The 10792-nt window shown below is 38.8% G+C and carries 12 protein-coding genes; all 12 read left to right on the top strand.

Annotated elements, in window-relative coordinates:
* Positions 1 to 66 precede the first annotated feature (66 nt).
* The gene (gene tsaE, locus HT736_RS09875; RefSeq protein ID WP_172930997.1) at positions 67 to 510 is read left to right on the top strand and encodes a tRNA (adenosine(37)-N6)-threonylcarbamoyltransferase complex ATPase subunit type 1 TsaE; all 444 of its coding nucleotides are present in this window, start codon (positions 67 to 69) and stop codon (positions 508 to 510) included.
* Positions 500 to 1018 carry a GNAT family N-acetyltransferase gene (locus tag HT736_RS09870; RefSeq protein WP_000455532.1) on the top strand — a complete coding sequence of 173 codons (519 nt, stop codon included), beginning with the start codon at positions 500 to 502 and terminating at the stop codon, positions 1016 to 1018. Before tsaE ends, HT736_RS09870 begins: the two co-directional genes overlap by 11 nt.
* A 7-nt stretch (positions 1019 to 1025) precedes the next feature.
* Positions 1026 to 2042, top strand: coding sequence for an LCP family protein (locus HT736_RS09865; protein ID WP_000239274.1), 1017 nt, complete (start codon positions 1026 to 1028; stop codon positions 2040 to 2042).
* 83 nt (positions 2043 to 2125) lie between these two features.
* The gene (locus tag HT736_RS09860) at positions 2126 to 3382 is read left to right on the top strand and encodes a competence/damage-inducible protein A (protein ID WP_000642684.1); all 1257 of its coding nucleotides are present in this window, start codon (positions 2126 to 2128) and stop codon (positions 3380 to 3382) included.
* Between the two features lie 54 nt (positions 3383 to 3436).
* Positions 3437 to 4603 (top strand): recombinase RecA, encoded by a 1167-nt coding sequence (gene recA / locus HT736_RS09855; RefSeq protein ID WP_001085465.1) that lies wholly within the window; start codon positions 3437 to 3439, stop codon positions 4601 to 4603.
* Between the two features lie 114 nt (positions 4604 to 4717).
* A complete protein-coding gene (locus HT736_RS09850) occupies positions 4718 to 6088 on the top strand; it encodes an MATE family efflux transporter (protein WP_172930996.1) in 1371 nt (456 codons plus the stop codon).
* A gap of 374 nt (positions 6089 to 6462) precedes the next feature.
* The gene (locus tag HT736_RS09845; RefSeq protein WP_000401884.1) at positions 6463 to 7413 is read left to right on the top strand and encodes an N-acetylmuramoyl-L-alanine amidase family protein; all 951 of its coding nucleotides are present in this window, start codon (positions 6463 to 6465) and stop codon (positions 7411 to 7413) included.
* 370 nt (positions 7414 to 7783) lie between these two features.
* The gene (locus tag HT736_RS12010) at positions 7784 to 8128 is read left to right on the top strand and encodes a helix-turn-helix transcriptional regulator (protein WP_001056000.1); all 345 of its coding nucleotides are present in this window, start codon (positions 7784 to 7786) and stop codon (positions 8126 to 8128) included.
* A 12-nt stretch (positions 8129 to 8140) separates the two neighbouring features.
* Positions 8141 to 8887: an ImmA/IrrE family metallo-endopeptidase gene (locus tag HT736_RS09835; protein ID WP_306345051.1), complete on the top strand. Its 747-nt coding sequence runs from the start codon at positions 8141 to 8143 to the stop codon at positions 8885 to 8887.
* Positions 8880 to 9305: a hypothetical protein gene (locus HT736_RS09830; protein WP_000204075.1), complete on the top strand. Its 426-nt coding sequence runs from the start codon at positions 8880 to 8882 to the stop codon at positions 9303 to 9305. Before HT736_RS09835 ends, HT736_RS09830 begins: the two co-directional genes overlap by 8 nt.
* 710 nt (positions 9306 to 10015) lie before the next feature.
* On the top strand, positions 10016 to 10570 hold the full coding sequence (locus HT736_RS09825) for a PBECR4 domain-containing protein (RefSeq protein ID WP_311141307.1): 555 nt from the start codon (positions 10016 to 10018) through the stop codon (positions 10568 to 10570).
* 36 nt (positions 10571 to 10606) lie between these two features.
* A partial coding sequence (locus tag HT736_RS11465; protein ID WP_205380672.1) for a hypothetical protein occupies positions 10607 to 10792 on the top strand: 186 nt, incomplete at its 3' end.

The raw sequence follows: 10792 nt of genomic DNA, 5'->3' as shown, positions 1-10792 counted from the left end.
TTTTCATTGAGTATAAGTTTAGCAGGAAAATAGACACAAAAGAAAAGTTTTTGGTATAATAAGAGTATGTACACAAAAAATGAAGAAGAGCTACAAGCCTTAGGGGAGCGTTTGGGTCATCTATTAGCAAAGAATGATGTTTTAATCTTAACTGGAGAACTGGGTGCAGGTAAAACGACCTTTACTAAAGGACTTGCTAAAGGTTTACAGATTTCTCAAATGATTAAAAGTCCAACCTATACTATCGTAAGAGAGTATGAGGGGCGTCTTCCGCTTTTCCATTTAGATGTTTATCGTATTGAAGGAGATGCGGATTCTATCGACTTGGATGAGTTTCTCTTTGGTGGCGGAGTGACTGTCATCGAGTGGGGAAATCTCTTAGGAGATGCCTTGCCAGATACTTATTTAGAATTGGAAATTCTAAAAGAAGCAGATGGATGTCGTTTAAATTTTCAGGCAAAGGGTTTGCGTGCAGAAAAACTCTTAGAGGAGCTTCAACATGGAGTATGAATTGCTCATTAGGGAAGCAGAGCCTAAAGATGCAGCTGAATTAGTGGCCTTTTTAAATCGTGTAAGTTTGGAGACAGATTTTACCAGCTTAGACGGAGATGGTATTCTCTTGACCAGTGAGGAGATTGAAGTATTCCTCAACAAGCAAGCTAGTTCGGACAATCAGATAACCTTACTTGCATTCTTAAATGATAAAATTGCTGGTATTGTAAATATTACAGCTGACCAGCGCAAGAGAGTCCATCATATTGGAGATCTCTTCATTGTGATTGGCAAAAGATATTGGAATAATGGATTGGGAAGTTTGTTGCTAGAAGAAGCGATAGAGTGGGCACAAGCAAGTGGCATTCTGCGTCGTCTCCAGCTGACTGTCCAAACTCGTAATCAAGCAGCAGTTCATCTGTATCAAAAGCATGGCTTTGTAATTGAAGGTCGCCAAGAGCGTGGAGCATATATAGAAGAAGGGAAATTTATCGATGTTTACTTGATGGGTAAACTGATAGATTAGTAGAAATATGGTTAAAAAAATTATTGGAATGGTGCTAGCTTTACTTTCTGTAACTGTAGTAGGAGCAGGTATTTTTGCTTATACTATTTATCAACAAGGGACAGAAACCTTAGCTAAAACCTATAAAAAAATCGGCGAAGAAACCAAGGTTATTGAAGCGACTGAACCTCTAACCATTCTGTTAATGGGAGTGGACACCGGAAATGCTGAACGAACTGAAACTTGGGTCGGTAGAAGTGATAGCATGATCTTGATGACAGTGAATCCTAAAACGAAAAAAACAACAATGATGAGTTTAGAGCGGGATATTCTGACCCGCATTGAATCAGGGAATGGTCAGGCTCATGAAGCGAAACTGAATTCAGCATATGCAGATGGTGGAGCAGAGCTTGCTATAGAAACCATTCAAAAAATGATGAATATCCATATTGATCGCTATGTGATGGTCAATATGAAAGGGTTACAAAAACTAGTGGATGCAGTAGGTGGTATTACAGTCAATAATACCCTAGGTTTCCCAATTTCTATCAGTGACCAAGAAGAATTTAATACCATTTCTATCGGTGTTGGGGAGCAACATATTGGGGGAGAAGAAGCCCTAGTCTATGCACGAATGCGTTACCAAGATCCTGAGGGGGATTATGGTCGTCAAAAACGTCAACGTGAAGTTATTCAAAAAGTCATGGAAAAAGCTCTCAGTTTAAATAGTGTTGGTCATTATCAAGAGATTCTAAAAGCTTTGAGTGACAATATGCAGACCAATATTGATTTGTCTGCAAAAAGTATCCCTAACTTGCTAGGCTATAAAGATTCATTTAAAACCATTGAAACTCAGCAGTTGCAGGGTGAAGGAGAGATGCTTCAAGGTGTTTCTTACCAGATTGTTTCGAGAGCCCATATGTTGGAAATGCAAAATCTACTCCGACGTTCTTTGGGACAAGAAGAAGTCACTCAGCTTGAAACCAATGCGGTCTTATTTGAAGATTTATTTGGCAGAGCACCTGTTGGTGATGAAGATAATTAACTTTTGATACAAATAAAAAATCAATCGTGGGAAATTTCCTGCGATTTTTTCAAAAAAATACGAATAGATAGGTAGGAGGAAACATGAAAGCAGAAATCATTGCTGTTGGAACAGAGATTTTGACAGGACAGATTGTCAACACTAATGCTCAGTTTTTATCAGAAAAACTAGCAGAGATTGGGGTAGATGTATATTTTCAGACGGCTGTAGGAGACAACGAAGCCCGTCTCTTGTCTTTGCTTGAGATTGCCAGTCAACGTAGCAGTCTGGTGATTTTGACAGGTGGTTTAGGGCCGACTGAGGACGATTTGACCAAACAAACTCTGGCTAAATTTTTAGGGAAAGAATTAGTCTTCGATCCTCAGGCTCAGGAGAAGTTAGATGTCTTTTTCGCCCAGCGACCAGATTATGCCCGAACACCGAATAACGAAAGACAAGCCCAAATTGTAGAAGGAGCGACTCCACTGCCAAACGAAACGGGGCTGGCTGTGGGAGGAATACTAGAAGTAGATGGAGTGACCTACGTTGTCCTTCCTGGTCCGCCAAGTGAATTGAAGCCTATGGTCTTAAACCAACTTCTACCCAAGTTGATGACGGGGAGTAAGCTGTATTCCCGGGTTCTTCGTTTCTTTGGGATTGGCGAGAGCCAGTTGGTGACGATTTTGGCTGATTTAATTGATAATCAGACCGATCCGACCTTGGCACCTTATGCCAAGACAGGAGAGGTAACCTTGCGTCTGTCAACAAAGGCTAGCAGTCAAGAAGAGGCGAATCAAGTGCTGGATATTTTGGAACATCAAATCTTGGATCGCCAGACCTTTGAAGGACTTTCTTTACGAGACCTTTGTTATGGTTATGGGGAAGAGTCCAGTTTAGCCAGCATTGTGGTAGAAGAACTGAAAAAACAAGGGAAAACCATCACGGCTGCAGAGAGTTTGACGGCAGGTCTTTTCCAAGCTAGGGTAGCGGATTTTTCAGGAGCTTCAAGTATATTTAAGGGTGGTTTTGTGACCTATAGCTTGGAGGAAAAATCAAAAATGTTGGATATTCCTGTCAAGGATTTGGAAGAACAGAGTGTGGTATCTGAATTTACAGCACAGAAGATGGCTGAGCAGGCACGAAACAAGACTCAATCTGATTTTGGAATTAGTTTGACTGGAGTGGCAGGGCCAGATAGCCTAGAAGGGCATCCAGCTGGGACAGTCTTCATAGGCTTGGCTCGAGAGCAAGGAACTGAGGTTATCAAGGTCAATATTGGAGGCAGAAGTCGAGCAGATGTACGTCACATTGCTGTTATGCATGCCTTTAACCTAGTTCGCAAGGCTTTATTAAGTGACTAACTTTTGATATAATAGTAGATAGGTCTGAGGATCATTAGAATGTAGGAGAATAGAATGGCGAAAAAACCAAAAAAATTAGAAGAAATTTCAAAAAAATTTGGGGCAGAACGTGAAAAGGCCTTGAATGATGCTCTTAAATTGATTGAGAAAGACTTTGGTAAAGGATCAATCATGCGTTTGGGTGAACGTGCGGAGCAAAAGGTGCAAGTGATGAGCTCAGGTTCTTTAGCTCTTGACATTGCCCTTGGTTCAGGTGGTTATCCTAAGGGACGTATCATCGAAATCTATGGACCAGAGTCATCTGGTAAGACGACGGTTGCCCTTCATGCAGTTGCACAAGCGCAAAAAGAAGGTGGGATTGCAGCCTTTATCGATGCGGAGCATGCCCTTGACCCAGCTTATGCTGCGGCCCTTGGTGTTAACATTGACGAATTGCTCTTGTCACAACCAGACTCAGGAGAGCAAGGTCTTGAAATTGCAGGAAAATTGATTGACTCAGGTGCTGTAGATCTTGTCGTGGTCGACTCAGTTGCGGCCCTTGTACCTCGTGCGGAGATTGATGGAGATATCGGTGATAGCCACGTTGGTTTGCAGGCCCGTATGATGAGTCAGGCCATGCGTAAACTTGGTGCTTCTATCAATAAAACCAAAACAATTGCTATCTTTATCAACCAATTGCGTGAAAAAGTTGGGGTCATGTTTGGAAATCCAGAAACAACACCTGGCGGACGTGCTTTGAAATTCTATGCTTCAGTCCGCTTAGATGTTCGTGGTAACACACAAATTAAGGGAACTGGTGACCAAAAAGAAACCAATGTCGGTAAAGAAACTAAGATTAAGGTTGTAAAAAATAAGGTAGCTCCACCGTTTAAGGAAACCGTAGTTGAAATTATGTACGGAGAAGGAATTTCTAAGACTGGTGAACTCTTGAAGATTGCAAGCGACTTGGATATTATCAAAAAAGCAGGAGCTTGGTATTCTTACAAGGATGAAAAAATCGGTCAGGGTTCTGAGAATTCTAAGAAATATTTGGCAGAGCACCCAGAAATCTTTGATGAAATTGATAAGCAAGTCCGTTCTAAATTTGGCTTGATTGATGGAGAAGAAGCTTCAGAACAAGATACTGAAAACAAAAAAGATGAAGCAGTTCAAGCAGATTCTGTGAATGAAGAAGTGACACTTGACCTAGGCGATGAACTTGAAATCGAAATTGAAGAATAAGCTGTTAAAGTAGTGGAGAAATCCGCTACTTTTTCGATTTTTGATTCAAGATTTCAGATTGACTATAGTTTGCTGTTTCTTGTGGCTCCACTAGAAAGCTGATGTAATAGCCTTATGAATAAAAAACGAACAGTGGACCTGATACATGATCCGATTCTTCCTTCTCTCTTGAGTTTTGCCTTCCCAATCTTGCTGTCTAATATCTTTCAGCAACTCTATAACACTGCTGATGTCTTGATTGTTGGACGTTTTCTTGGACAAGACTCCTTGGCAGCGGTAGGGGCGACGACAGCGATTTTTGACCTGATTGTAGGTTTTACTCTTGGTGTTGGAAATGGCATGGGGATTGTCATTGCCCGTTATTATGGAGCTCGGAATTTCACTAAAATCAAGGAAGCAGTAGCATCCACCTGGATTTTAGGGGCTCTTTTGAGTGTTGTAGTGATGCTGCTGGGCTTTCTTGGTTTGTATCCTCTTTTACAGTACCTAGATACCCCTGCTGAAATCCTTCCCCAGTCCTATCAATATATTTCTATGATTGTGACTTGTGTCGGTGTCAGCTTTGCCTATAATCTTTTTGCAGGTTTGTTGCAGTCCATTGGGGACAGTCTAGCTGCCCTTGGATTTTTGATTTTTTCTGCTCTGGTTAATGTGGTTCTGGATCTCTATTTTATTACGCAACTGCATCTGGGAGTTCAATCCGCGGGACTTGCTACCATTATTTCGCAAGGTTTATCAGCGGTTCTTTGCTTTTATTATATCTGTAAGAGTGTGCCAGAACTTTTGCCTCAGCGCAAGCATTTCAAATGGGATAAGTCCTTGTACGCAGATCTCTTGGAGCAAGGTTTGGCTATGGGCTTGATGAGTTCAATTGTGTCCATCGGCAGTGTGATTTTACAGTCTTCTGTCAATACCTTTGGCGCAGTGATTATAAGTGCACAAACGGCGGCTCGACGCATTATGGCCTTCGCCCTTCTTCCGATAACTGCTATTTCTGCTTCGATGACGACCTTTGCTTCTCAGAATTTAGGTGCTAAGCGCCCAGACCGTATTGTTCAAGGCCTTCGAATCGGCAGTCGTTTAAGTATATCCTGGGCAGTTTTTGTTTGTGTTTTCCTCTTTTTTGCCAGTCCAGCCTTGGTTTCCTTCTTGGCTAGTTCGACAGATGGTTACTTGATAGAAAATGGAAGTCTCTATCTGCAAATTAGTTCAGCCTTTTATCCCATTTTGAGCCTCTTGTTGATTTATCGCAATTGTTTGCAGGGTTTGGGGCAAAAAATCCTTCCTCTGGTTTCTAGTTTTATCGAACTAATCGGGAAAATCGCTTTTGTGGTCTTGATTATCCCTTGGGCGGGCTATAAGGGAGTTATTCTTTGTGAACCCCTCATCTGGGTTACCATGACCATCCAACTGTACTTCTCACTGTTCCGTCACCCCTTGATAAAAGAAGGTAAGGCCATCTTGGCAACCAAAGTGCTCTCCTAGCTGTATTTGCTAATAAAATCCATTTCCTCTAGTGAAAATCGAAAAAACTTGTGCTGTTATCTTTAGTTTGGTCTTGAAAATAGTTTAACAGACTTTTGACTTCTTTTATATGATATAATAAAGTATAGTATTTATGAAAAGGACATATAGAGACTGTAAAAATATACTTTTGAAAAGCTTTTTAGTCTGGGGTGTTATTGTAGATAGGATGCAGACCTTATCAGTCCTATTTACAGTGTCAAAATAGTGCGTTTTGAAGTTCTATCTACAAGCCCAATCGTGACTAGGATTGTATTCTTTATGAGGTAGAAATAAAGGAGTTTCTAGCTCTGGATTGTAAAAAATAAGTTGTTTTAATTGATAAGGAGTAAAATATGGAAATTGATGTGAGTAAATTAAGAACAGATTTGCCTCAAGTCGGCGTGCAACCATATAGGCAAGTCCATGCCCATTCCACAGGCAACCGTAATTCAACGGTTCAAAATGAGGCTGACTACCATTACAGAAAAGATCCTGAATTGGGCTTCTTTTCTCACGTAGTCGGTAATGGTCGTGTTATGCAGGTAGGACCTGTTGATAATGGTGCCTGGGACGTTGGGGGCGGTTGGAATGCAGAAGGTTATGCACAAGTTGAACTGATTGAAAGCCATGAATCGAAAGAAGAGTTTCTGATTGACTATCGTCTCTATATCGAACTCTTGCGTAATCTAGCAGACGAGGCTGGGATACCTAAAACGCTTGATACTGCTGATTTAGCAGGTATCAAGACACACGAATATTGCACCAATAACCAACCTGACAACAACTCAGATCATGTTGACCCTTATCCTTATCTTGCAAGCTGGGGCATTAGTCGTGAGCAATTCAAGCAGGATATTGAAAACGGCTTGACGATTGAAGCAGGATGGCGACAGAACGATACTGGCACCTGGTATGTACACTCAGATGGTTCTTATCCAAAAGATAAGTTTGAGAAAGTTAATGGTACCTGGTATTACTTTGACGGTTCAGGATATATGCTTGCAGACCGCTGGAAGAAGCACACAGACGGCAACTGGTACTGGTTTGACCAGTCAGGCGAAATGGCGACAGGCTGGAAGAAAATCGCTGAGAAGTGGTACTATTTCGATGGAGAAGGTGCTATGAAAACAGGCTGGATCAAATACAAGGAGACTTGGTACTATCTTGATAGTCAAAATGGGGACATGGTTTCTAATGCCTTTGTCAAATCAAATGATGGCTGGTATTACCTTAAAGAAGATGGCACGATAGCAGAAAAACCAGAATTTACAGTCGAGCCTGAAGGCTTGATAACAGTAAAATAATAATGGAATGTCTTTCAAATCAGAACAGCGCATATTATTAGGTCTTGAAAAAGCTTAATAGTATGCGTTTTCTTGTGGAGATATTTCCTTCAATTTTTGCTACTATATTAAATAAAAATCAAAAAGCAAACTAGAAAGTTATGCTCAAATAAAATCTAAATTTGACAATGTAAACCGAGTCGGATAGCTTTAAGTACTGTTTTGAGATTGAAGATATGATTGTTGATAGGAACTCATCAAATAGGTTTACTATCATCAATTTTGGATGTTTAAGCAGCATCAATAAATTGAGTCCTTGTTTTGTCATATTTTTTTTATTTAAAAAATTGACTTTATGACAAGAGTGTGCTATTCTTTTTATGAGAGGTGTATGAATATGATAAATGTATGTGATGTTGGAAAAAGAATAAAAGAACTTAGAATATCTTCAAATCTTACTCAAGATAAGATTGCTGAATATTTGTCTTTGAATCAAAGCATGATTGCCAAAATGGAAAAAGGTGAAAGGAATATCACGTCGGATGTTATTGAGAAACTATCTGCCCTGTTTTGCTGTACGGTTGAATATCTTTTGTTTGGCGAACAAGCTGAACAACAGTGTGTAATATCGTTTAGAAAAAATAAAATAGTAGACCAAGATCTTAAAGTTTTAGCGAAAATCAATAAAATTGTATTGAATCAATTTGAGATAGATCAGCTATTGGAGACAAAATAAATGATTGATAAAATGGATTTAAGTAATAAAGCTTCAAATCTTAGAAAAAAGTTGGGAGCTGACGGTGAAGCGCCGATAGATATTTTTAAATTGGTACAAAAGATAGAGAATTTGACGCTGGTATTTTATGGACTCGGAAAGAATATTAGCGGAGTCTGTTATAAAGGAACTCAGTCCAGTCTCATTGTAATCAATTCAGACATGTCATTAGGAAGACAAGGATTTTCTTTAGCACATGAACTGTATCATCTTTATTATGATGAGGTGAAGAAGAGTTCAGTCAGTCTTATCTTGATTGGTGAAGGAGATGAAACTGAAAGAAAAGCGGATCAGTTTGCTTCATATTTTTTAGTTTCCCCATCTTCACTGTATAGGATGGTTGAGGAAATCAGAGAAAATGCTAATAGAACTCATCTTGAAGTAGAAGATATTATAAAATTGGGTCAGTTTTATGGTATCAGTCATAAAGCTATGTTATATAGATTGCGGAATGATGGATACCTTGATGCAGAAGAAATTAAAAATATGGATATTAGTGTTATAGAGACAGCTTCAAGATTAGGCTATGATACAAGTTTATATCGTCCTTTGTCAGAAAGTAAAAAGGAAATGGTATTAGGACACTATATTAAATCGACTGAACAACTTTTAGAAAATAACAGAATTTCGCAAGGGAAGTATGAGGAACTGCTACTAGATGCTTTCAGATATGATATTGTATATGGGCTAGATGAAGAGGGGGAGTTGTCGTTTGACTAGTCGTGTATTTATTGATACAGATTGTATTTCAGCATTTTTATGGGTTGGCACTGAACATCTTTTAGAAAAGCTCTATTCGGGTAAAATTGTTATTCCACAAGAGGTGTATGATGAAATCAATATACCTACAATCCCCCATTTAAAATCTAGGATAGACCAGTTAGTAGCTAAGGGTTCAGCTGAGATTGTGAGCATAGACATTGGAACTGAAGAATACGCATTATATAGAAATTTAACAAGAAATCATGATAGTAACAAGGTTATTGGTAAGGGAGAAGCGGCTTCTATTTCCTTAGCGAAAAAGCATAACGGGATATTAGGAAGTAATAACCTAAGAGATGTTCAACCATATGTAGAAGAATTTTCTTTAGAACATATGACGACAGGAGATATACTGATTGAAGCGTTTAAAGCGTAATTTATTACTGAACAAGAGGGCAATCATATCTGGAATAATATGCTTAAAAAGAGAAGAAAAATTGGTGCAAATTCATTTTCAGACTATCTTCGTGGAAGTGTTCATCAAAATAGACAAAAATAAATTTGGATAAATCGAACTTACTATTCAGGAGGAATATGAGCAATTCGAAGAAGAAAAGTGTCAAATTGAGCCTATAAGAGTAGAAATGACCTACATAGGGGATGAGAGAAAAGTTGTCCTTGAAGTTTCCTTGAACGATTAGTCGCATGTCAAACGATATGTAGGGTAATGTGAGAAGGGATAGCGAGTAGTTTTTGGTTATTTTATCAAAAAACTTGTATTTTATCATACTGAATGATAAAATACAAGAAAAATAGTAGAATAAAGGAAAGCTTTTCTAAAATGTGTATCTCCCCACAGGATTCGTTCTTGTGGGATTTTTTTCGTTAAAGAAAGCGATAAATATTGACTTTTTGAAAGAAAGATGTCATAATTAAGTTGGAAAAAACGTAAAAGTATCACTTTTCTCGTTATCCCGACTCCCAAAACGTCGTTAAACCGTTCGGCAATCCATGGAGACATGGACACATAGTAGTAAGCACGCTATGTGGCTTGGCAGAGCTAAAAACTGTTCCCTTGCGATAAGCCTAATAAGCACAACATAGGGAGTTAGAGAAGCCGACTCTAATCATCCACTTTGGGCAGTAGTGAGAACTGCCCCGTGCTTTTTTTATTTTGAGAAAATATGGAGTTTGTCGTTGAAATTACTTGATTGTATTTTAGATTATCAAGAGAAATTCGATGGAAAAACATGTCAAGTATCAACGAATTATAAGCATTTAGAGACTTTCGAAGTAGATTTTTGCTTGACTGATTTACATCACTTATTTGGCTTGCACAAAATCACACGAGATTATGCTAGTCAAACAATACCTGCTATTCAAGCTGGTGTTTTTATTTTGGAAGATTTTAGAAATCATCCTATGTACAATGATGTAATCGAAAGGATATCTTTGTATAGTTTTATCGGTGATATCTTCTATTCTAAGATAACAAGTTGTTGTATCCTAGCCAAAGATTTATCTAAAAACACTATGAAGTTGGACGTCATATTTTTTGAAGATAGAAACAAAAGATCCGCAATTTTAGGTTTACGAAGAGATAAAAGTGGAATGTTTAAACCGGTTACTCTACATTTTACAAGCGCTAAGAAATATGCTAAAGTTCGTAAAACAGATGTGAAAGAAATTCAATGGTTATAAAAAACTTTTCGCAGGCTTCGGCTTGCGTTTTTTTGTTTGATAAAATTAAAAAAATGTGCAAAAATAAGTAGAATTGAAAACAGGAAAAAACACCTCCTTTCGATTCGCCAAGCCTCTTCGCAAGGCAATGAGGGGGCGGAGAGACGCGCTCGTCAACAGAAGTATCTCATTGGAAATGTTGCTCACTTTTTTAGTGAGCTTTTTATTATGGCTTCAAGCCAG

Origin of the sequence: Streptococcus sp. 339 (assembly GCF_013277285.1) — a bacterium.
In the GTDB taxonomy this organism is placed as follows: domain Bacteria; phylum Bacillota; class Bacilli; order Lactobacillales; family Streptococcaceae; genus Streptococcus; species Streptococcus pseudopneumoniae.
The sequence above is the reverse complement of the archived record's forward strand: the minus strand, read 5'-3'. Positions and strand labels throughout refer to the sequence as shown.

What these genes read in the sequence shown, in the direction of transcription:
- tsaE (WP_172930997.1), top strand. Translation starts at nt 67, where the DNA reads ATGTACACAAAAAATGAAGAAGAGCTACAAGCCTTAGGGGAGCGTTTG.
- HT736_RS09870 (WP_000455532.1), top strand. Translation starts at nt 500, where the DNA reads ATGGAGTATGAATTGCTCATTAGGGAAGCAGAGCCTAAAGATGCAGCT.
- HT736_RS09865 (WP_000239274.1), top strand. Translation starts at nt 1,026, where the DNA reads ATGGTTAAAAAAATTATTGGAATGGTGCTAGCTTTACTTTCTGTAACT.
- HT736_RS09860 (WP_000642684.1), top strand. Translation starts at nt 2,126, where the DNA reads ATGAAAGCAGAAATCATTGCTGTTGGAACAGAGATTTTGACAGGACAG.
- recA (WP_001085465.1), top strand. Translation starts at nt 3,437, where the DNA reads ATGGCGAAAAAACCAAAAAAATTAGAAGAAATTTCAAAAAAATTTGGG.
- HT736_RS09850 (WP_172930996.1), top strand. Translation starts at nt 4,718, where the DNA reads ATGAATAAAAAACGAACAGTGGACCTGATACATGATCCGATTCTTCCT.
- HT736_RS09845 (WP_000401884.1), top strand. Translation starts at nt 6,463, where the DNA reads ATGGAAATTGATGTGAGTAAATTAAGAACAGATTTGCCTCAAGTCGGC.
- HT736_RS12010 (WP_001056000.1), top strand. Translation starts at nt 7,784, where the DNA reads ATGAATATGATAAATGTATGTGATGTTGGAAAAAGAATAAAAGAACTT.
- HT736_RS09835 (WP_306345051.1), top strand. Translation starts at nt 8,141, where the DNA reads ATGGATTTAAGTAATAAAGCTTCAAATCTTAGAAAAAAGTTGGGAGCT.